Source organism: Kluyvera sp. STS39-E (assembly GCF_040932435.1).
Taxonomy (GTDB): Bacteria; Pseudomonadota; Gammaproteobacteria; order Enterobacterales; family Enterobacteriaceae; genus Kluyvera.
Genome location: NZ_JBFQGA010000004.1, coordinates 359,747 through 381,205, shown reverse-complemented (window position 1 = coordinate 381,205; position 21,459 = coordinate 359,747). Strand labels below are relative to the sequence as shown.

General features: G+C 48.7%; 17 protein-coding genes and 1 tRNA gene. 8 read left to right on the top strand and 10 right to left on the bottom strand.

Annotated features, from left to right (window positions below):
* Position 1 precedes the first annotated feature (1 nt).
* Positions 2 to 2,497, top strand: coding sequence for a phosphoenolpyruvate--protein phosphotransferase (gene ptsP / locus AB4K05_RS11110; RefSeq protein WP_368480034.1), 2,496 nt, complete (start codon positions 2 to 4; stop codon positions 2,495 to 2,497).
* Between the two features lie 36 nt (positions 2,498 to 2,533).
* Here ptsP and AB4K05_RS11105 read toward each other — a convergent pair whose 3' ends face one another.
* The 3 genes from AB4K05_RS11105 to AB4K05_RS11095 are packed head-to-tail and all read right to left on the bottom strand — an operon-like array spanning position 2,534 to position 5,855.
* Positions 2,534 to 3,394 (bottom strand): helix-turn-helix transcriptional regulator, encoded by an 861-nt coding sequence (locus tag AB4K05_RS11105; RefSeq protein ID WP_368480033.1) that lies wholly within the window; start codon positions 3,392 to 3,394, stop codon positions 2,534 to 2,536.
* A 13-nt stretch (positions 3,395 to 3,407) separates the two neighbouring features.
* Complete coding sequence (locus AB4K05_RS11100; protein WP_368480032.1) at positions 3,408 to 4,145, bottom strand: LytR/AlgR family response regulator transcription factor; 738 nt, start codon at positions 4,143 to 4,145, stop codon at positions 3,408 to 3,410.
* A gap of 12 nt (positions 4,146 to 4,157) precedes the next feature.
* Positions 4,158 to 5,855, bottom strand: coding sequence for a LytS/YhcK type 5TM receptor domain-containing protein (locus tag AB4K05_RS11095; protein WP_368480031.1), 1,698 nt, complete (start codon positions 5,853 to 5,855; stop codon positions 4,158 to 4,160).
* Between the two features lie 390 nt (positions 5,856 to 6,245).
* Here AB4K05_RS11095 and alaC point away from each other — a divergent pair, with 390 nt between their 5' ends.
* Entirely contained in the window at positions 6,246 to 7,472 is a 1,227-nt protein-coding gene (alaC, locus tag AB4K05_RS11090; RefSeq protein WP_368480030.1) for an alanine transaminase, read from the top strand.
* Between the two features lie 63 nt (positions 7,473 to 7,535).
* On the opposite strand, the gene ypdK is transcribed toward alaC, so the two are convergent.
* Complete coding sequence (gene ypdK / locus AB4K05_RS11085) at positions 7,536 to 7,607, bottom strand: membrane protein YpdK (protein ID WP_112204148.1); 72 nt, start codon at positions 7,605 to 7,607, stop codon at positions 7,536 to 7,538.
* A 377-nt stretch (positions 7,608 to 7,984) separates the two neighbouring features.
* On the opposite strand from ypdK, the gene blaCTX-M reads away from it, so the two are divergent.
* The 5 genes from blaCTX-M (at position 7,985) to AB4K05_RS11060 (ending at position 13,989) form a co-directional block, all read left to right on the top strand.
* On the top strand, positions 7,985 to 8,860 hold the full coding sequence (gene blaCTX-M, locus AB4K05_RS11080) for a CTX-M family extended-spectrum class A beta-lactamase (protein WP_368480029.1): 876 nt from the start codon (positions 7,985 to 7,987) through the stop codon (positions 8,858 to 8,860).
* Positions 8,861 to 9,414: 554 nt separating this feature from the next.
* Positions 9,415 to 10,044, top strand: a complete 630-nt coding sequence (locus tag AB4K05_RS11075; RefSeq protein WP_368480028.1) for a helix-turn-helix transcriptional regulator — start codon at positions 9,415 to 9,417, stop codon at positions 10,042 to 10,044.
* Between the two features lie 216 nt (positions 10,045 to 10,260).
* Positions 10,261 to 12,747: an autotransporter outer membrane beta-barrel domain-containing protein gene (locus AB4K05_RS11070; protein WP_368480027.1), complete on the top strand. Its 2,487-nt coding sequence runs from the start codon at positions 10,261 to 10,263 to the stop codon at positions 12,745 to 12,747.
* Positions 12,748 to 12,773: 26 nt separating this feature from the next.
* A complete protein-coding gene (locus AB4K05_RS11065) occupies positions 12,774 to 13,172 on the top strand; it encodes a hypothetical protein (RefSeq protein ID WP_368480026.1) in 399 nt (132 codons plus the stop codon).
* 184 nt (positions 13,173 to 13,356) lie between these two features.
* Positions 13,357 to 13,989 (top strand): DNA-binding protein, encoded by a 633-nt coding sequence (locus AB4K05_RS11060; RefSeq protein WP_368480025.1) that lies wholly within the window; start codon positions 13,357 to 13,359, stop codon positions 13,987 to 13,989.
* A gap of 55 nt (positions 13,990 to 14,044) precedes the next feature.
* Here the strand turns inward: AB4K05_RS11060 and AB4K05_RS11055 are convergent, their stop codons facing one another.
* The 5 genes from AB4K05_RS11055 to AB4K05_RS11035 form a co-directional block, all read right to left on the bottom strand.
* Positions 14,045 to 14,584, bottom strand: a complete 540-nt coding sequence (locus AB4K05_RS11055; RefSeq protein WP_368480024.1) for a DUF2058 domain-containing protein — start codon at positions 14,582 to 14,584, stop codon at positions 14,045 to 14,047.
* A 136-nt stretch (positions 14,585 to 14,720) separates the two neighbouring features.
* The gene (locus AB4K05_RS11050; RefSeq protein ID WP_368480023.1) at positions 14,721 to 16,520 is read right to left on the bottom strand and encodes an EAL domain-containing protein; all 1,800 of its coding nucleotides are present in this window, start codon (positions 16,518 to 16,520) and stop codon (positions 14,721 to 14,723) included.
* A gap of 110 nt (positions 16,521 to 16,630) precedes the next feature.
* The gene (locus tag AB4K05_RS11045) at positions 16,631 to 17,533 is read right to left on the bottom strand and encodes a diguanylate cyclase (protein ID WP_368480022.1); all 903 of its coding nucleotides are present in this window, start codon (positions 17,531 to 17,533) and stop codon (positions 16,631 to 16,633) included.
* A 322-nt stretch (positions 17,534 to 17,855) separates the two neighbouring features.
* Positions 17,856 to 17,930: transfer RNA gene (locus AB4K05_RS11040), tRNA-Arg, on the bottom strand.
* Between the two features lie 75 nt (positions 17,931 to 18,005).
* Positions 18,006 to 18,929 (bottom strand): formate/nitrite transporter family protein, encoded by a 924-nt coding sequence (locus AB4K05_RS11035; RefSeq protein WP_368480158.1) that lies wholly within the window; start codon positions 18,927 to 18,929, stop codon positions 18,006 to 18,008.
* 298 nt (positions 18,930 to 19,227) lie between these two features.
* On the opposite strand from AB4K05_RS11035, the gene mlaA reads away from it, so the two are divergent.
* Positions 19,228 to 19,983, top strand: coding sequence for a phospholipid-binding lipoprotein MlaA (mlaA, locus tag AB4K05_RS11030; protein ID WP_368480021.1), 756 nt, complete (start codon positions 19,228 to 19,230; stop codon positions 19,981 to 19,983).
* Positions 19,984 to 20,046: 63 nt separating this feature from the next.
* Here mlaA and fadL read toward each other — a convergent pair whose 3' ends face one another.
* Positions 20,047 to 21,357 (bottom strand): long-chain fatty acid transporter FadL, encoded by a 1,311-nt coding sequence (fadL, locus tag AB4K05_RS11025; RefSeq protein WP_368480020.1) that lies wholly within the window; start codon positions 21,355 to 21,357, stop codon positions 20,047 to 20,049.
* Between the last annotated feature and the right edge of the window lie 102 nt (positions 21,358 to 21,459).

Sequence of the window (21,459 nt, the reverse complement as noted above, 5' to 3'; positions counted from 1 at the left end):
TATGCTTACGATTCAATTTCTCTTCCCACTACCTAATGGTTTGCACGCCCGCCCCGCCTGGGAGCTGAAAGAGCAGTGCAGCCAGTGGCGAAGCGAAATCACGTTTATCAACCATCGGCAGAACGCGAGAGTGGATGCTAAAAGCTCGCTGGCGCTGATTGGCACCGGTACGTTATTCAACGACAGTTGCAGCCTGACCATTACCGGCTGCGATGAAGAGCAGGCTAGGCGAATGCTGGAGGAGTATCTTCAGTATCGCTTTATTGATAGCGATAGCGTTCAGCCAACAGCAGCTGAACTGGCGGCGCATCCGCTACCGCGCTCGCTTACCCACCTGAATCCTGATCTGCTGTATGGCAACGTGCTGGCAGGCGGCGTGGGGAGCGGGAGAATTGCTTTGAAGCAAAGTGATAATCTTGAGAGTTTCCGCGCCATCCCGGCTAGCGCTGAGGATGATACTCGCCTGGAGCACAGCCTTGCAACGTTGGCTGAGCAACTCAACCAACAGCTCAACGAGCGTGATGGTGAGAGTAAAACGATTTTGAGCGCGCATTTGGCGCTGATTCAGGACAATGAGTTTGCCGGAAATATCCGTCGGCTGATGTCCGGGCGGAAAAAAGGGCTTGGCGACGCCATCATCAGCAACATGGAGCAAGTGTGCGACAAGCTCTTAGCTTCAACGAGTGATTACCTGCGAGAGCGGGTGAGTGATATCCGGGATATAAGCGAGCAGCTATTGCATATTACTTGGCCGGATCGACGTCCGCGTAACGCGCTGGTGTTGCAGCAACCAACGATTCTGGTGGCGGAAGATTTGACGCCAAGTCAGTTCCTGAGCCTCGATTTACAGCATCTGTCCGGTATGATTCTGGAAAAGACTGGGCGCACCTCGCATACATTGATTTTGGCCCGTGCGTCAGCCATTCCGGTACTTGGCGGCCTGCCACTGGAGGCCATTAGTCGTTATGCCGGGCTACCTGCTGTGCTGGATGCTCAGTGCGGCGTGCTGGCCATTAATCCCAATACGGCGGTGAGCGGTTACTACGCCATTGCGCAAAAGCTGGACGATAAACGTCAGCAACAGCAGGCTCGTGACGCCGCACAGCTGGCGCAGACGAAGGATGGCCAGCGCCTGGATATCGCCGCCAACATCGGCACCGCGCTGGAAGCCCCGGGTGCTTTCGCAAATGGCGCTGAGGGCGTGGGGTTATTCCGCACTGAAATGCTGTTTATGGACCGGGACTGTGCGCCTGATGAACAGGAACAGTTTGAAGCCTATCAGCAGGTGTTGCTGGCGGCGGAGGATAAGCCGGTCATCTTCCGCACTATGGATATTGGCGGCGATAAAAATATTCCTTATCTCCACATCCCTCAGGAAGAGAATCCTTTTCTCGGCTATCGCGCGGTACGCATTTATCCGGAGTTTGCCGGTCTGTTTCGCAGTCAGCTGCGCGCTATCCTGCGTGCGGCCACCTTTGGTAATGCGCAGTTGATGATCCCCATGGTGCACAGCCTCGATCAGATCCTATGGGTGAAGAGCGAGCTACAAAAAGCCACCGAGACGCTGAAAAACGAAGGCTTACGCCACGTCTCGAACCTTCCTCTGGGCATCATGGTCGAAGTACCATCAGTTTGTTACATCATCGACCATTTCTGCGATGAGGTGGATTTCTTCAGTATTGGCTCGAATGATATGACACAGTATCTGTACGCGGTCGACCGCAACAACCCGCGTGTCTCGTCGCTGTATAACCCGATTACGCCGTCGTTCCTACGTATGTTGCAGCAAATTATCCGCGTGGCGCATGAGCGCGGTAAATGGGTCGGCATCTGCGGGGAGTTGGGCGGTGAAAGCCGCTATCTACCTCTGCTTTTGGGGCTGGAACTTGATGAGTTGAGCATGAGCAGCCCGCGTATTCCGGCGATCAAAAGTCAGCTACGCCAGTTGGACGCTCAGGCCTGCCGGGAGCTTGCGCTACAGGCATGCGAGTGTCGAAGCGCTGAGGATATCGAAACGTTGTTAAACACCTTTGCGCCGCAAAAGGATGTTCGGCCGCTGCTGGCGTTGGAGAATATTTTTGTGGGACAGGCGTTTGCCAGCAAAGAACAGGTGCTTCAGTTCCTTTGCGGTAATCTGGGCGTGAATGGTCGAACCGAGCACCCGTTTGAATTAGAAGAGGATGTCTGGCAGCGCGAGGAGATCGTGACTACCGGTGTCGGCTTTGGTGTGGCAATTCCGCACACGAAATCACAGTGGATACGTCACTCCAGCATCAGTATTGCCCGCCTTAGTGCACCTATAGATTGGCAGTCGGAAATGGGGGATGTCGAGTTGGTGATTATGCTGACGCTGGGAGTCGATGAGGGCATCAACCATGTGAAGGTCTTTTCACAGCTGGCGCGTAAGCTGGTGAATAAATCGTTCCGCCAGTCGTTGTTTGCCGCAGAGGATGCGGTGGATATTCTGGCGCTGCTGGAGGCTGAACTGGTGTTTTAATGACGGTTGGCGTTGGGAGCCAGTCGTCGCTCCCAGCTATCCTCTTTGAAAACGTGCGCTATATTCACCCGGCGTTAGCCCAAACTGACGGCGGAATAGACGGCAAAAATAGTCGCTATCCTGGTACCCACAGCGTTCCGCTACTTCAGCAATAGACAAATGATACTTTTGCAAAATCATCCGCGCTTTTGCCATCCGCACCCAGCGAACATACTCGACAAAACTCATGCTGCCATGTTGAGTAAACAATTTTGATAAATGATTCGGCGTAATATTAAAAAAACAGGCCACGCTGTCGCGCGTCAGCGGCTGGGCGTAATTATCCTGCACCCAGTTACACATGCTTTGAAAGAGGAACTCTGAGCGCGGGCGCTGGGCATCCGGGCGGGTATTCACCACGCTTCGGCACAGGTGCAACAGACTGAGCGTCAACGGTTGAATAACGTCCTGCTGGTGCGCAGAACGACTTAGATGAGTGAGTGCGGTCAGCATGGCTTCGCCTTCGCCGCGCTGCAAATACGATAGCTCAATGTGCCGTACCGGGCGTAATAAAGAGGCTGTACGATTATCATAGAAGGATAGTCCCAGCCAGCCGGGGGCAAAAACCATGCTTAATAGCATCACCGGTTTATCGCTTATTGGCAAATTGGCGGCACGGGCAGGGATAAACAGCATTTCACCTTCCGCCAAACGGTGCTGCGTTTTTTCCAGTTGATTACCGTACTCACCGCGCAGTACGACATCGAGGCGTGGAAGGGCGGTACATAGGCTACCTTCAGGCAGGCGGGAGGGCTGAGTGGCAAACCAGACGCGGCCCAGTCGCTGCGGGTTTAGCACCAGTCCACTGAACAGATCGGCAAAAAATTGTTGGTCCGCGGGTAAACTGGTGTTTTTCATGCGCCTTCCTGCACTATAAATGCATTATTTGTCTGAATTCCTTCACCTTACTGCGACTCACCGGCACCTGAAACTCCAGATCGCGTAGCCGCAGGATGTAGGTGTTATTAAACCACGGTTCAATCTCACGGATTTTATTCAGGTTCACGCAATATGAGCGATGGCAGCGAAAAAAATGGCTCACGGGGAGCTTGCTGCAAAATTCGGTGATGTTCATCGGCATGACGTAGGATTCTCGCCGTGTATAAACAAATGTCATCTTTTCATGCGCTTCTGCGTAATAAATGTCATTTATCGGCGTGACAATGATGCGCTCATCTTTGATCAAATTGATGGTGTCATTTTCACGCGTGATACCGGCCGGGTTATTGGTGCTATTTGACTGCTGCTGTTGCCAACTGGACTCCAGTTTTTGCAGCATGCTGACGATACGCGTTTCTTGATACGGCTTCAGAATGTAGTCAAAAGCTTCGAGTTCAAAGGCTTCCACCGCATGCTCTTTCCACGCAGTTATAAACACAATAAACGGCTTGTGGGCAAACTGACTGATGTTCTGTGCGAGCAACACGCCGTCTAAAGAGGGGATGTTAATGTCAAGGAAGATGGCATCCACTTTGTTGTGCTGCAAAAACTTTAGTACATCCAGACCGTCGTCAAAGGTCCCAATAATCTCCATCTGGCTGTGCTGCTTTATCAGCCAGGTTAACTCCTGTTGCGCCAGGAATTCATCCTCGACAATGATGACTTTCATGCGTACTCCAAGTTAAGGCAGTAAAGTGGCGGCAGCCGGGACGGGCGTTCGCTGGTTGGGAACGTAGAAAGCAATCTCCGTTCCTGGCTCCAGACGGTGGATATGTAGCCCTTCGCCATACAGTAATTTGACCCGGTGATGGACGTTGAGCAGCCCGATTTTGTTGCCCGGCATTTCATTGGCTTCCACCCGCGCCACCACCTCCGGGTCGATGCCCGGCCCGGTGTCGCGCACGGCGATGCGCACGCGGTTACCGGACTCGGTGATACTTATTGTGACCACGCCTTTACCTTTACTACGCTGAATTCCGTGGACGATAGCATTCTCGACCAGCGGTTGAATGAGCAGGCTGGGGATAAAGCAACTGACCTCTTCGTCAATATCGTAGATAACCGTCAGCTTGTCGCCAAAGCGCGCCTGTTCAATGGCGATATAGTCCTTAATCTGGTACAGCTCTTTACGGATATCAATCTGCTCATCATCTTTTAATTCAATGTTATAGCGCAAATAGCGTGAGAGATTAAAAATAAGCTGTCGGGCAGTGTCCGGATTCATGCGAATCGACGATGAAATAGCATTGAGCGCGTTAAACAAGAAATGAGGATTAATCTTGCTTTGCAGTGCGCGCAACTCTGCCTTATTTGCCATCTCCCGCAGCTGTTCCGCACGAGAGACCTCCAACTGGGTGGAGATAATCTGTGACAGACCAATGGCCATTTCCTGAAGAGATGAGGTGATTTGGTGGGCGTGGCAGTAGTAGATTTTCAGCGTGCCGGTTACCACACCGGTTTCTGACAGTGGGATCACCAGCATCGAGTGGATCTCCGGCGTGCGGTGGGCTTCATCATTGTTTTTAATGATAATTTCGCCGTTAATGATCGCCTGCTTGGTCGTCGGACTAATGGCGTCATCATTATTGTGATAGTTATCCTCGCCAACACCTACGTAGGCGAGCACGCGGTCGGTATTGGTAATCGCTACCGCATCGGCATGAATATCTTGGCGGATGATGTCGCAAATTTGGCGCAGTGTATCACTGTTAATTTGGCGGAAAAGCGGCAGCGTTTTGTTGGCAATATCTAGCGCCAGCTTGGCTTGGCGCGCGGCACTGGCCTCTTTTTCCCCCTCCACGCTCTGCACTAGCAGGACGATAAAGCCGATACAGACGCTACCCGCAATCATCGGGATACCGATTTTTGACACAATATCGACACCCAAATCGATGCTAGGCGCCCACGCAATCACTAAGATCATGGTCAGCGTTTCACACAACATTCCGCCGAGAATACCAATCTTCCAGTGCAGTTCTTTCGGCACTTTACGGTTAATCAGGCCCGATAAAATCCCGGCAATAATACTGGTGATAAAACACGGAATGGCCGTTACGCTGCCAGCATCAATCAGATAGCGATGAACCCCGGCGATAATCCCGACGATGGCCCCCACCCATGGACCAAATAAAATTCCTCCTGACATCACCGCAATGATGCGCACGTTCACCAGCGACCCTTCCACCGGAACCCCTGACCAAGTACTGAAAATAGCGAACAGGGAGAAAATCACGCTGACTGCTAGCAGTTCTTTCGGCGTATGAGCCGATTTGTGCAGCAGTTCGCGAAACAGACGAATTCGGATCAGGAAAAAGAGGCAAATCAGCATTAATGCAGCTCGATCGTAAACTGCGAGCAGCATATTGAATATTTCGTGCATGGTGGCGCCGGATGTCTTCGGGAAAATCTTATGATAAGTAACCCAGCGTCAGATGACCAGCGGCATGCTGAATAGGGATAAACCTTAATTTTAAAAGGGGATTGATGGCAAAAGGCGCTCAGTAGAATGGAATAGCAGCGTTGTCGCAAAACGAGGCGGGTTTATTGGCAATAGAAGGATAGAGCTATGTTGCTTAAGTGTTTTATTTTTGCCTGTTTATTGCCATTAAGAAATGATTTTCATTTGTAGGGTTTCCTCTTTTTAGCGATGTTATCGTTTTTAGCATTCGCCCTCGACACCGCCATTTTTTTCAGGTTATTTTCTATTCATGCCACATCGGTGGCAGCGTCGCTCGAACGGTTCGGGCGCTCACGTTATCCTGAGGAATCTATGGCTGAATCCAGTCCTGAACGCCGTTTTACGCGTATCGATCGCTTACCCCCGTATGTTTTTAACATTACCGCTGAATTAAAAATGGCTGCGCGTCGGCGCGGCGAAGACATTATTGATTTCAGTATGGGTAACCCGGACGGCCCAACGCCGCCGCATATTGTCGAGAAGCTGTGTACCGTGGCTCAACGCCCGGACACCCACGGTTATTCCACGTCGCGTGGCATCCCACGACTTCGCCGTGCGATATCGCGTTGGTATAAAGATCGCTATGAAATTGATATTGACCCAGAAAGCGAAGCCATTGTAACGATCGGGTCCAAAGAGGGGCTGGCACATTTAATGTTGGCTACGCTCGATCACGGTGACACCGTATTGGTGCCGAATCCAAGCTATCCGATCCATATCTACGGCGCGGTGATTGCTGGTGCACAGGTGCGTTCTGTGCCGCTGGTTCAAGGGGTCGATTTCTTTAACGAACTTGAACGCGCCATCCGTGAAAGCTATCCAAAACCGAAGATGATGATCTTGGGTTTCCCATCCAACCCAACCGCCCAGTGCGTTGAGCTGGAATTTTTTGAAAAAGTGGTCGCACTAGCCAAACGCTATGATGTGCTGGTGGTTCACGATCTGGCCTATGCCGATATCGTCTATGACGGCTGGAAAGCGCCGTCGATTATGCAGGTACCGGGTGCGCGCGATGTCGCTGTGGAGTTTTTCACCCTGTCGAAAAGCTACAATATGGCCGGTTGGCGTATTGGCTTTATGGTGGGCAATAAAACGTTGGTGAATGCGCTGGCGCGGATTAAGAGCTATCACGATTACGGCACATTTACGCCGCTACAGGTGGCAGCTATCGCCGCACTGGAAGGCGATCAGCAGTGCGTACGGGACATTGCCGAACAGTATAAACGTCGACGTGATGTGCTGGTAAAAGGGCTGCACGAAGCGGGCTGGATGGTCGAAATGCCGAAAGCGTCGATGTACGTATGGGCAAAAATTCCCGACAAATATGCGGCTATGGGGTCGCTGGAGTTTGCGAAAAAGCTACTACAGGATGCGAAAGTTTGCGTTTCGCCAGGCGTTGGTTTTGGTGATTACGGCGATACTCACGTGCGTTTTGCGTTGATAGAAAACCGTGATCGTATCCGCCAAGCCATTCGCGGAATTAAATCGATGTTCCGTGCCGATGGGCTGCTCTCGTCCGAGCAAAAATCGGCGGAGTAATTTCCCTATCCTAGAAATGCAAACAGGAGCCAAATGGCTCCTGTTTTTTATGCATTTTATTGACTAGATCATCAGGGCAAATGTGCCGGCAAAAACGATGACCATAAAGGAAAAGCCCATAAAGAAGTATTTCACGACTCATCTCTCCGCGTATCTTTTTCTACGCACTCATGAACGATAGTACTGCAAGCTGATATCAACCGATGGAAAACGAAATCCGTGCGTTTTCGCCGTTGGCATCACCCTTAGAATTCTGTGCTTTCTTGCTCCAGATGGCGCTAATGTACGCCTAAATATGGAGCGAGACAAGAGGGTTTTTTTTATTAATTTTTAGTTACTTACGAGTGTCGTGAATCGACGACACATTAATTTCATATGGTAGTAAATTTCATTCTGGCGACGCCCATTTTACCTGCTGCCAACAGAGGATTTACCGGCATATAGATAGCTTGAAGCAAAAGATTTACTATTCATACCTTTGTTATTTAGCGTCATCCAGAATAAGGGATTCCATGGTTAAAAAATCACTGCGTCAGTTCACGTTAATGGCGGCGACAATTGTCCCGCTGTTGTTAGGGAGCGTGTCGGTTTATGCACAAACCGCCAGCGTGCAGCAGAAACTTGCCGAGCTAGAACAGAAATCAGGGGGAAGGTTGGGCGTTGCGCTGATTAACACGGCGGATAACTCGCAAATTCTCTACCGTGCGGATGAGCGTTTTGCGATGTGCAGCACCAGCAAAGTCATGGCAGCTGCCGCGGTGCTGAAGAAGAGTGAGACCAAGCCGGATCTTTTAAATCAGCGAGTTGAGATCAAAAAATCCGACTTGGTTAACTATAATCCGATTGCGGAAAAACACGTCAATGGCACCATGACGCTTGCCGAGCTCAGCGCGGCGGCCTTGCAGTACAGTGACAACGTGGCGATGAATAAGCTTATTGCCAACGTTGGCGGTCCGGAAGGCGTCACGGCATTTGCCCGGCAGATCGGGGACCAGACGTTTCGTCTTGACCGCACTGAGCCGACGTTAAACACCGCAATCCCAGGCGATCCACGCGATACTTCGTCTCCTTTGGCAATGGCGCAAACGCTGCGTAACCTGACGCTGGGAACTGCGCTGGGTGAAAGCCAACGGGCGCAGCTGGTGACATGGCTGAAAGGCAACACGACCGGAGCGGCTAGCATTAAGGCCGGTTTACCAGCCTCGTGGGTTGTGGGTGATAAAACCGGTAGCGGTGACTATGGCACCACCAACGATATCGCGGTTATCTGGCCCGAAGATCGTGCACCGCTGATTCTGGTAACCTACTTTACCCAGCCTCAACCTAAGGCTGAAAGCCGCCGTGATGTGCTCGCTGCGGCGGCGAAAATTGTCACCGACGGGCTGTAGTCGTCAACGGGATGGGGAAACCCATTCCGCATTAAACCCTCATCTCTAGATTTAATTGCTGCTTTTTATCTTATTTAAGAGTTATTTTCCCCATTGTTAATACCACTATGTGGTTTTTATCTCTTTTTCTGTCATGGGCTATTTTTCTGGCTAAGTGTGTCAACGGTCTCTGGACGGGAGATAATGACGATTAATACTCATGCAGGTCTCGTAGTTATTTTTTTTAACTGAGTGGATGCCCGGTGTTGATTTTATTAGCAGATAAGATATTGCCTACAGTGATCATCCATTCATTTACTATAACCTCTGAAATTAATCCACTTATTGATGTTTTTATTGTAATTATCTGATTTACATTTGTAGTATTCCTAGATAATTAAGGTGGAAGTTTTATTTCCCCTTCCTTTTCCCTACATTTCCTCTCGATTAAAAAACAGCCATGAGACGATAGATGAGATTATTGTTTTATTCTTATCGTTGATGCCTTCCGTTTATAAAAGTAGATTGACAATATTTTACCTGAATGAAATTATTAAAACGTAAAAGGAGGGGACATGATGTCACTAAATATTGATTGCGGAAGAATCAACTGTATGAGTTGCCCTTCGAATTGTGAAATAAAACCCAACGCTTCATTGCGAGTTTCATTTTGCCAAGATTACTGTTTTTGCGTCTGGCCGAAGGCTAGCGCTTATTTCTCTATAGGTGTCATGGAAGGCATTCTTAAACAGACCTATAACAATCTTTATCTTGGTTGTGTCTTTGTCGATTTTTCAATTAGCTATTTGCGATTCTTTACGGATGACCGATGGATAAACTATCTGTCAGAAACAAAATTAAAAATCGTTATCATTTGTGATAAACATCTTAGGGCATTAGCGAACTACTGGTTCAGAAAATATAAAGACATTTTTCTAGTTATTTACCCTAATGACCGAGTTGATATTTCTCGGGATAAGTTGAGCAAGCGCGCCATTTATCAACGAGATGCCTTCATTAAGGGAGAGGCCTTGTCGGGACTGGAATTTAGTGTCTTAAAGGCCTTGATTGCCGGTGAAGACTGCAACCATCTGGCAAACTCGCTCACGGTGAATGTCAGAAGGATTTACGCCGCCAAGCGGCGAGCAGAAAAGAAGATGGGCGCTGATATCAATACGCTTTATCGCTTTTCGCACTCTATTTAATCTACGCCGATATATAACCTGGTTCTTTATCATCTCACGGTGAGGTGCAGCTACAAATTAAATTCTATGTGTTAATGATTAATACAGTGACGTAGCCATATTGCACCACCGCGGCTGCAATTTCCCCTCTGCTATCGAATACGGCTCATTATAAAGATGCGTGGATATTGCAACTTTAAGTTGGCAGTCAAGAAAGGAAGGATTCAAGGAGATTTAATGATGCCTAGACATTACAAACCAAAAAAAATCGCGCTGCTTATCTCCGTTGCTTTGATGGCAGCGAGCGCGCACATCGCTCCTATTTATGCCGATACGCTTAATGCGGATAATACTATTTACTACTTTGGCTCCAACAACCCGAATGGTAACGGCAGCGATTTCACTAACTATGACGAAGTTATTATAACCACTAATGCCATGGCTACCACGAGCGGCCTGAAGGGTTGGGCGGTCTATATGAATAACTCTAATTATAAGTTTAGCGACCTCACCGTTGATACCAAGGGGTTGTTTTCCGATGGCATTCACTCTAAGGCCGGTGGCGGTAAGATTGAAATCGAGAATTATAAATCTGTCACCTCTGGCATTAGCTCTGATGGGATTAACCTAGGGCGTGAGTTGGCGGGAAGTTATTCTACCGTGACGATTAATAACAGTGCGAATATCGTGGCGCGTGGAATGGGGATACGTGTTAACGCCTCTATTGCTAACGCTAATGCGCTATCGACGGTCACGGTTAACGGTGCGGCTTATGTCGAGACAACCAGCGCGGGGTCATCTTCGGCGGGTTATGCCGTATTCGCGGGCCAAGATACGGAAAACAGCAGCGCCGTGCAGGGCAAAGCTGAAATTTATCTTAATGGCGATAGCACGATTAAAACGGTCGGCAACAATGCCCATGGCGTTTATACCCGTGCGGCAGGGACTGTGTCTCTAGGCAACGTCGATATCTCGGCGCTGGGGGCGGGGGCAAATGGTCTATTTGCATCCTCAACAACGGCTGATAAGCAGGCTGCCATTTATCTGGCGAAAAACGCGACGATTAATGTCGGCACCGGTTCAGCGATTTATGCCACCGGCGCAGAAGCGCTGGTGAAATCCTACGATCTCAACGCCGGGACCGACGCGTCGGGCAGGTACATCATCAATGGCAACATTGTTGCCGATACGGCGGGGCAGGTTTTGCTGCATATGGCCGATGGCAGCACGTTCACGGGGATCACCAACTCTAACCAACTGGCGACATCGACCAAAGACGCGGGAACAATCGACTTAACTATCGACGGCAGCAATAGCCTATGGGACATGACTGGCGATTCCGTGCTGTCGTCGTTAAGCCTAAACAATGGGACCGTGCAGTGGAACGGCGCATCGGTCGGCACCGTTCTGACCGTTGCGGGGAATTATGACGGCAACAATGGGACGCTGAAGCTCAATACGGTATTAGGGGATGATAGCTCGCTAACCGATAAGCTCGTTGTACAGGGTGATACGAGTGGAACAACCCACGTGGTGGTGAATAACGCTGGTGGCAGCGGTGATAAAACAATTAACGGCATTGAAGTTATTCAGGTTGACGGTCTCTCGGACGGTAATTTTGTCAAATCTGGACGCATTGTCGCAGGGAGCTACGAATACGATTTGCGTCGCGGAGAAGGGGCGCAAACCAGCAACTGGTATCTCATGAATGCTGCACAAACGACCGTTGAGCCGGTGCCTGAAAAGCCGACCATCCGTCCGGAAAGTGGTTCCTACATTGCCAACTTGGCGGCAGCCAACACGATGTTCAACACCCGGCTTCACGATCGCTTGGGTGATACGCAGTACACCGATCTTCTGACCGGCGAACAGAAGGTCACCAGCCTGTGGATGCGAAATGTCGGTGGTCACAATCGCTTTAAGGACTCCAGCGGACAGCTCAGCACGCAAAGTAACCGCTATGTCTTGCAGCTAGGGGGCGATATTGCTCAATGGAGTACCGATGGGCGAGATCGCTGGCATCTGGGGCTGATGGCCGGTTATGGCAACAATCAGAGCAACACCCGCTCTGATGTGACTCGCTATCACTCCCGTGGCCAGGTTACCGGTTATAGCGTGGGGGGATACGCGACCTGGTACGCAAATGATGCAGATAAAACAGGCACCTACTTAGATAGCTGGGTTCTGTATAACTGGTTCGATAACAAAGTCTATGGCGATAAGCTGGCGACCGAGAAATATGACTCTGACGGCATCACCGCCTCCATCGAAGGAGGTTATAGCTTCCTGATGGCGGAGCGTAACGAGGGACGACAAACCTACTGGCTGCAACCAAAAGCCCAGCTAACGTGGATGGATGTGCAGGCGGATACGCATACCGAAGCAAACGGCACGCGGGTGAAAAGCAGCAATGACGGCAATCTGCAAACGCGTTTAGGGTTGAAAGCCTTTATCAAAGGCCACCACGCTATGGATGATGGAAAGGAACGTGAGTTCCAGCCTTTTGTTGAAGCCAACTGGATTTACAACACACAGTCGTACGGGGTAGCGATGAACGGAGTCTCTAATTACCAAGCGGGGACACGCAATATCGGCGAGTTGAAAGTGGGGGTTGAGGGACAACTGGGCAAAAATCTACATCTATGGGGCAACGTTGCTCAACAGGTGGGGGATAAAGGCTACAGCGATACCCAAGGGATGTTAGGGGTTAAATACGCTTTCTAGGTGCTTCGCCGACGGCATTGGTTACGATGACCGTCGGCGTCAGCGAGTCTTTTGATGTGCTACCGGCCAAAAACGCGATGAAACACTATTCGGATGAGTTGCGAACTATAACGGATGCCATCATGAACGTGATTTTTGATGGCGGCGATGAAAACCGGCGCGATGCCGTATTCCGGACATTATTAACGCAGGTGAATGCCGACAATTTTCCAGACTCCGTGAAGAGCCTGTGTCATCAGGCTGTCGGTGCTTGGAATGTCGCGAAAAGTCTAAATGATCCGGCAGATAAAGCGGTGCTGCAGCGCTCTGCGATGTTATTCCTTTTGGCAGCTTTTGGGCGAATTAACGGTCTGGCAACCATGGAAGATTACATTGCACAAAGGAACAAAGAGGTGTTGGGGCTTTTCCGTTCGCCCACACCATGATGATGCACTCTGTTCGATTTGCCCCGCTTAAAAAGAGCGGGGCTTTTTTACGTTTATCAGACTGGGCTTGTGGGATTAATCGCCGAAGCCATAGTGATTTGTGTCATTGGCTTACTTTCTGTTATTCCAGCGTGCTGGTAAAGTGAACAACGTTCGCTCAACAATAACGAAAAGGAAGCGCAGCGTGACGGGAAAAATTGACTATCAAATTGAGAAGTACAGTTTTACAGAAGCCGCAGAACCGGAACGTTTGGCCAACCAGTGGCGTGAGGTTATTGAAGAATGTCGTCAATCCCATGCGGGTGCGGAGGAACGCCTGCGGACAGCGCTGTTGAATGTGGACTATGTGACGAGTTTTGAGCTGCCTTTTCGGCTGATGTTAACCCGCGCGCCGCAGCTTATTGCGGGCATTCGCGATGAACTAAAGCTAAGCCAAAAAAATGTCATCTTTAACGGCAAGCGCTTTGGCTGTGTTTATAGTTTGAAGTCTGATTTAAGCGCGATCCCCGATGCCTTTCAGTACAGCCTCGCCACCCGAATTCAGCGCGTTGATTCAGCGGGCACCAGCGCAGCGCCTTTCCAGAAAATAGCTAAAGAGATAAAAGTGCCACGTGAGCGCTTGAAGCAGGCGCTAGAAAGTGGCCTGCACGTCACAGCGTTGGATGGATTGTTCTGGTTCGGGATCCAGCGTATCGCCGCCGATGTGCAGCGACTGAGGAGAACGGGCATGGTGATAGCAACGGCAGAAACGATGGTTTTTGACAGCCTCACCGAGACGACAAGGCTTGTGCCAGTATATCGATACGAGGCCCGTTAAACTCACGCAAACGCGCTAATGCAGATTGCGCATCGAGTCGTTCGGGCCACGGGGTTTACCACATTAAATCATCAGGCACGACAAAAGCGGCGTAGGGATCTTCTTCATCCTGCGTTTCTTGGCTTTTTTCGTTGCTAAGCACTATGTAGCTGGCGTCACGCTGAGCAATCTTATCGGCGACGACAGAAGGAATAACGGCATATTCGCTTTCGGCGCTGGCCTCGGGGCTCAAGCGCGCAATATTCAGAAGGCCGCTTATCAGTTGAGCCTGTACGGTTTTATCGACGTAGATCTTCTTGATAACGTTATCATCGGTGAAGTTAAACCCAATTTCGCCTTTTGAAATAACGATTTTGTTCATGTCGATAAGCTGCTTTATCTGCGCTTTATACTCTTTCGACAGCGTCGCCTGCTTTTGTTGTTCGCTTAACAGCTTATCGCGCTCGATTTGCGCTTTCTTGTTTTCTTCTACCGCTTCTCTGGCTTCACGGGCCTGTACGCGTGACTTTTTTGCGGTTCTTTGCACTTTCGCCACTTTTTTACTGGAGACGAGCCCAGCCTTAAGCATCTGCTCTTGTAATGTTAATTTAGTCATGTTCGTGTCTAAGCCCAAAAAAAGAATATCCGCGATTATAACCTTATCAGTATAGGCTGTACCAGATTGAGGATCCGGCTCGACGAGAGGTGTTACACAGCTGTCAGGTAATGAGGCTGCGCAACACGCTTATGGCTCACGACGCTTTGGCTTTATTCTCCAGAAAGTGGATATTGTTTAGCCATAATTCCAGTTTGTCAGTGGTCATAGGCCTTGCAAAAAAGTATCCCTGAGCCTGATCGCACCCAAATTCGCTAAGAATATCCGCCGTCTTCTCGTCTTCAATACCCTCAGCTATGACCGTATAGCCGAGGTCTTTAAGGATGCGAATCACATGGCGCACAATAATCTGCTGAGAAGGCTCCCACTGCACATTATCAATGAGTGATTTATCCAGTTTGACAATGTCTGCGGGGATTTTTGATAGGTAATTCAGGTTGCTGTATCCGGTGCCAAAATCATCAATAGAGACAGAAAAACCTTCCTGGCGAAGTAATCTTAACTCTTCAATGACGTTGCTGCTGGCGAGGAGCTTTTCAGTTTCGAGGCATTCGATACCTAACAACGCGCGATCAAGGCCCGCTTTTTCTATTTTCTCAACCAGATTCTGGGTGAAATTGCCTCGGGTCAAATCAAGAATGCTAATGTTTATCGATGTGGGGAGCCTAAGTCCTTGAGCTGTCCATTGGATTTGCTGCTCTATAGCATGGTCAATCACCCAATCGGTCAGTTCAACCATCAGGCTGGTGTCGGCGATGAGTGGTAAAAAAATCCCCGGCGATAATATCCCTCTTGCCGGGTGATTCCAGCGAATTAAAGCTTCTAAACCTGAGACGTTGCCGTCTGGTAAAGTGACTTTTGGTTGCCAAACCAAAAATAGGTCAACGCCTTTGCGAATAGCATCGGTTAAATCATAAAGCAGATAAAAATCGTTATTACGTTTATCGTCATCGTCTTGATTATATACACTCCATCGATGGGCATGACTGCACCGTGCGGCATAGAGTGCACTTTCTGCTTGTCGGAGTATTTCCTGTCCTGACGAAATCGGTAATGTGATGGCCGTTTCACCGACACAGATATTGAGGCCAATGGTTACACCATCAGCAAGATGAGCCTGTAAGTTTCTGAGCTGCCGTTCACGAAGACTACGTTCATTTGATGTCAGATTTTTTGAATATAGCGCAAATCGACCTGCGCATATCATATAGAGTTTTTCGCTTGGCTTTAGCTGCAGAGTTTGTTCAAGCGTAAAACTGATATCTTTAATTAAACGATTAAGATTTTTTATCCCCATCGTTCTGGCAATATCTTCTGATTGGTTAACGCCAATACATTCAATTAATATCAATGAACTATAATTATTGTCATCATTACTCACTTCACTTTGCAGGTCGCCAATTAATTGATGCATGTTGGGGAGGCCGCTGTTTAAATCAGTCTGTGCCACATCAAGCCAAGATTCGATAAACCGAGTTACTAAATCACTGATAAAGTTTAGCGATGTAAGATCATCTTCGGTTAAATCTCGAGGAATAGTATCAATAACGCAGTAGGAGCCAATGGTTACGCCATTTCTAAAGGTTAATGGCATACCGGCGTAAAACCGAATACCCGCTGAGCCAACCACCAAGGGGTGTTCGCAAAAACGTTGATCCAGGCAGGTGTTAGGAACAATAACGGGCTGGCTTGAATCAACCACATACTGGCAAAAAGAAAACTGGCGCGGTTTCGGTGTCATCGAGATCTGATGCGAAACGATGACGTTGTGCGTGGTATCATCGACTATTGATATATATCCCGACGGCATATTAAACAACGACGTCGTTAGCTGTAAGAACATCTTTAGGACATCGTCACGAGACCTGTCCTTTCGAATAAGCGTTCCCATATCTTCTGGGAGGAGTCCGTTTCCTGAACAATCTTTTTCGAGCATAAAATCCCTCTATGCGGTTACAAATAATCGTTAGAAATACTTATGTATCATACCGGTTTAAGCGACTATACGTATCGTATTCGCGTGATGGCATGACCCGTCGATAATGGCTACTCTATACTGGAGTAATTAATGAAATGGCTGAGACCGTCATCAATGATGCACCTGTTGCGTCCTGTCGATTTACCATAATAAAGCGCTTGATCAGCAATCTCAAAATTATCCTCAAAGGACAAATCATATTTGTATTTAGCGATGCCAATGGTCGCCGTCACTTCAATAAACTGATTGTGATATTTCAGTTTGGTTTCACTGATGTTTCTACAAATTCTTGAGCCAGCATATCCAGCTGATGAGAGATTATCAGCATAAATCAGCATGACAAACTCTTCTCCACCGTAACGATATAATTTCTCTGTTGATCTTATCTTTGATTGTAAAGTCAAAGATAGATTTCTTAATGTCTCATCGCCGGCATTATGACCGTAAGTATCATTCACTATTTTAAAATGGTCGATGTCGATTACGACAAGATACAAATCATCAGGTTTTGATTTTACTATGTCACTAATCTGCAGTTGTAATGACGGTCTTGTTGGCAGACCCGTCAACGGATCGGATGTATTGATTAAAGTAGATAGTTTATTTTTCAATAATTCGACGCGGGCGACAAATTCTTGTTGAGCCTGGATATAAACGTGTAAAGTATCATCACTTATCTCTTGGCTATGATAGGAATGAACAAGAATACGGGCTTTATCATGCATGTCTTTATGCGCTTGTTTCACGTTTTTTAATAGCGCAGTCTCGGAGAAGAATGTTTCTTCTCCTATTTTATCCAGCAAAGCAGAGGTTTTGCACTTCTTATGTGCGTCCTCATCAATAATTGAGGTGGTGGAATTTTCATTTAAGAATCTAACAGCAATGAGATTACCGGTCCATTCATGGTGACTGAGGATAGCGTCATTCAAAGCATCAATAATTAATTTCAGCTTATCGAAGTTATTTTCCATTCCATCCCCAGTTATCGATTTCTATTACCGCATTTTTAAATTTTAATTATTACTCATAACATATAAGTATTTTCTTAATTGGTAAAGGGAAATAATGATTATTATTTCTTAAGTAATAACATCAATGGAGTCGTTTTTATTATTATTTTTTATTTATCACCAGTGAGTTACTATTAATAATCAAACTAATTTATGGGAGAGTATTAGCCCTGTGCGTATTGATACAGGTGATTTAGTGCTCAAAGCAAACCTTATTGAGTCTGGCGCGAATCTACATCAAAAGGGAAGATTTAGTGGGCGTTGGGGGATGCTGCATGGAAAATGGTGTCCCCTGCAGGAATCGAACCTGCAACTAGCCCTTAGGAGGGGCTCGTTATATCCATTTAACTAAGGGGACGAAGCGGCACGAGTATAGCGTTTTTTGTTCGCCGGAGTAAGTGCATGGCCGCCTGACTGGTCAAACCGTCGCCACTTATTTCTGATTATCTCGCCCGCTATCCTTATGTTTAGCCTGTAAACGCTGTTTTTCTTTACGCGTGTTGCTCATATCGTTGCGGATCTGTGCGTGGCTCATTAGTGCGAAAATGAACGTGCCGCCGCAGATATTTCCAGCGAGGGTAGGCAGAGCAAAGGGCCAAATAAAATCACTCCAGTGCAGCGTACCGTTAAACACCAGATACAGAATCTCTACCGAGCCCACCACTATGTGCGTGGTATCGCCCAGCGCGATAAGCCAAGTCATCAGAATAATGACCACAATCTTTGCGGCACCGGCGGCGGGAAACATCCAGACCATGGTGGCAATGAGCCAACCGGATATAATGGCATTGGCAAACATCTCTGTTGGGCTATTTTTCATCACATCCATGCCAATTTTGACGAAAGCATCGCGTGTCTGTTCATCAAAAATGGGCATATACTCAAAAGCCCATGCAGCAATCCCGGTACCGATAATGTTCCCCAGCAGCACCACGCCCCAAAGCCTCATCAGCAAGGCGAAATTACCCAGAGTCGGTTTTTGCATGACAGGAAGTACGGCGGTGACGGTATTTTCGGTAAACAGCTGTTGGCGGGCCATGATGACAATAATAAAGCCGAAGGTGTAGCCGAGGTTCTCGAACAAAAAGCCGCCGGGAATGCCTTCCAGCTCGACGTGAAATATTCCTTTTGCCAACAGCGATGCGCCCATGGATAGCCCCGCCGCGATAGCGGACCACAGAAGCGCCATGGCATCACGCTCCATCTCCTTTTCGCCTTCCTGGCGGATGTGCTCGTGAATGGCCATAGCGCGTGAGGGAAGCCTATCTTCATTAACTTCTATCTCTTTACCTGTCTGCTTCTCTTCACTCTCCACTGCTATTTCGTCGCTATGGCGGTCTATCTTGTCTTTTCCGATATCATTCATCGCAGCATTCCTGAAATAAGCACGTATAGCCTAAGCGTAGCGGCTTATGTTTGAGACGCGGTTGGATGTATTCTGAAATCGCAAAAAAGGGTTTGTCACCTTTATCATTTAAGTGACGCGACAAGCGCCGCGGCGCGGGCATTACCAGGCTATGATCAAATCAACGAGAGCGGTTATATAGACATCGTTCGACGGGCTGTTACAATCGCTCACATCTAAATAGGCGGATACGCGAACGTTCCGTCATGGATGGCAATCAGCAATAGCCATTATCAACAGGGAGACATTTATGAAGCTTCGCCTGTCGGCGCTTGCGTTAGGAACCACACTGCTGGTGGGCTGTGCGAGTTCTGGCACAGAACAACAGGGGCGTTCAGACCCCTTTGAAGGATTTAACCGGACCATGTACAGCTTCAACTTTAACGTGTTGGATCCGTACGTCGTTCGTCCCGTCGCGGTGGCATGGCGTGATTACGTTCCGCAGCCCGCGCGTAATGGCCTTGGCAACTTTACCAGCAACCTGGAAGAGCCGGCTATTATGGTGAACTCCTTCTTGCAGGGCGACCCGTACCAAGGGATGGTTCACTTTACACGTTTCTTCCTGAATACCGTTCTCGGGATGGGCGGCTTTATTGATGTTGCCGGTATGGCTAACCCGAAACTGCAGCGCGTTCAGCCGCATCGTTTCGGCAGCACCTTGGGGCATTATGGTGTGGGTTACGGTCCGTACGTGCAATTGCCGTTCTATGGCAGCTTCACCTTACGTGAAGACGTCGGCGATATGGCTGACACCACGTACCCGGTTCTCTCTTGGCTGACTTGGCCGATGTCGATTGGTAAATGGATGGTTGAGGGGGTTGAAACCCGCGCCCAGCTGCTCGACTCCGACGGGCTGTTACGTCAATCGTCCGATCCCTACATTTTGGTGCGTGAAGCTTACTTCCAACAGCATGACTTTATTGCCAACGGCGGCAAGCTGAAACCAGAAGCCAACCCGAACGCGCAGGCGATTGAAGGTGACCTGAAGGATATCGATTCGGAATAACGAATCGCTGGCAATAAAAAAGGGTGAACATAATGTTCACCCTTTTTTTATGTCGGCAGATTATCAGAAGCGATAGTTGAAGTTGCTGCCGAACAGCCAGGCTTTACCTGCAGATTTGAAGGTGTAATCACCTTCTTGAACGGTTACGTTCTGGCCATGCATATAGGAAGCGCCAAGGTCGATAGAGGCATCTTCGTTAAATGCATAGGTAGTACCGGCGCTCAACCAGAAACGGTCTTGGTCTGGGATGGAGATCGAGCGGTGGTTTGCTGGAACCGGGCTATCATCAAACGCAATACCGGTACGGAAGGTCCAGTTTTTGTCGTAGTAATAGGTGGTGCCCAGTGCGATACGGTAAGCGTCTTTAAAGCTTTCATCTTTATAGAACAGCTCTTGGCCGTTTGAACCGTTCGCTTTCAGCTCTTTGAACTGGCTCCAACTGGTATAGGCGATGCTGTAGTGGATAGCCCACTGTGGATCGACCTTGTTATAACCGGAGATTTCCCACATTTCAGGCAGGTTCAGGGTCAGAGAGCCTGGAATGGTGTTTCCGTTTGTGCCGTAAGGCACGCCAGGAATCCCCGCACCAGAAATTACCTGGTTTCCAAAACTTGTGATTGAGCTCTTATAATCGCCATCGAAGTCAATTTTCACTTCTGAACGGTAGGTCAGGCCCCAACGGTTATTTTTGTCCAGCTCATACAAAATACCAGCGTTCCATCCATATCCCCACTCGTCACCTTTCAGGTGAGCAATTTGAGAATCAGGGCCAGTCACACCAGAACCAGGTATCTGGCTAAGCAGGAGGCTTGAGTCTCCTGCATAACGCTCAATTTTTGCTTTAGCATACACAGCATCAAAGCCGAGGCCGAAGCTCCAGTTGCTGCTCAGACGATAGGCGCCACTCAGGTTCAGGTTTGCGGTTTGCAGATCGGTTTTACCGCCGTACATCCCAGCTGCATAGCTGTTGTTAAACTCGGTCGCTAGACCATAGTTAGACGTTACCGATGCGCCCCAACCAAACTGTTCGTTGATTGGCATCACGAAGTGCATGTTTGGTACCCATGCAGTCGGCGCGATATTGTCGGCATTTGTACTTTTGCCAGTCGCCGGAGACTTACCCGTAATATTCACATCCGGGTCAATAAATACCGCACCGATAGAAAACTCTGGGCGGTCAAACATCATAATCAGTGCCGGGTTACGGCTGGCATTACCCGCATCATCTGCGATAGCGCCTTCGCCTGAATAGGCGCGGCCCAGACCAGAGGATGAGAACTCGTTAAGCTGGAAACCTGCTGACCAGGCTTGGGTAGAAACAAGTGCCACTGCAACAGCAAGAGCAGACTTCGTGAAACGGGTTTTTTGGCTCATGACCATAACCTCATTGAGTTATTTTTATACAAACAATGTTACATGTAGTAACAGAAGCGCGAAGTGTAGGGGCTGGACTACAACTTAGAAATCAGACCAGTG

Excerpts from the sequence above, each read along its gene's own strand:
- blaCTX-M (WP_368480029.1), top strand. The coding sequence starts at position 7,985 with ATGGTTAAAAAATCACTGCGTCAGTTCACGTTAATGGCGGCGACAATT.
- AB4K05_RS11095 (WP_368480031.1), bottom strand. The coding sequence starts at position 5,855 with ATGCACGAAATATTCAATATGCTGCTCGCAGTTTACGATCGAGCTGCA.
- AB4K05_RS11075 (WP_368480028.1), top strand. The coding sequence starts at position 9,415 with ATGATGTCACTAAATATTGATTGCGGAAGAATCAACTGTATGAGTTGC.
- AB4K05_RS11050 (WP_368480023.1), bottom strand. The coding sequence starts at position 16,520 with ATGCTCGAAAAAGATTGTTCAGGAAACGGACTCCTCCCAGAAGATATG.
- fadL (WP_368480020.1), bottom strand. The coding sequence starts at position 21,357 with ATGAGCCAAAAAACCCGTTTCACGAAGTCTGCTCTTGCTGTTGCAGTG.
- AB4K05_RS11045 (WP_368480022.1), bottom strand. The coding sequence starts at position 17,533 with ATGGAAAATAACTTCGATAAGCTGAAATTAATTATTGATGCTTTGAAT.
- AB4K05_RS11065 (WP_368480026.1), top strand. The coding sequence starts at position 12,774 with ATGACCGTCGGCGTCAGCGAGTCTTTTGATGTGCTACCGGCCAAAAAC.
- AB4K05_RS11100 (WP_368480032.1), bottom strand. The coding sequence starts at position 4,145 with ATGAAAGTCATCATTGTCGAGGATGAATTCCTGGCGCAACAGGAGTTA.
- mlaA (WP_368480021.1), top strand. The coding sequence starts at position 19,228 with ATGAAGCTTCGCCTGTCGGCGCTTGCGTTAGGAACCACACTGCTGGTG.
- AB4K05_RS11055 (WP_368480024.1), bottom strand. The coding sequence starts at position 14,584 with ATGACTAAATTAACATTACAAGAGCAGATGCTTAAGGCTGGGCTCGTC.
- AB4K05_RS11105 (WP_368480033.1), bottom strand. The coding sequence starts at position 3,394 with ATGAAAAACACCAGTTTACCCGCGGACCAACAATTTTTTGCCGATCTG.
- AB4K05_RS11070 (WP_368480027.1), top strand. The coding sequence starts at position 10,261 with ATGATGCCTAGACATTACAAACCAAAAAAAATCGCGCTGCTTATCTCC.
- alaC (WP_368480030.1), top strand. The coding sequence starts at position 6,246 with ATGGCTGAATCCAGTCCTGAACGCCGTTTTACGCGTATCGATCGCTTA.
- ptsP (WP_368480034.1), top strand. The coding sequence starts at position 2 with ATGCTTACGATTCAATTTCTCTTCCCACTACCTAATGGTTTGCACGCC.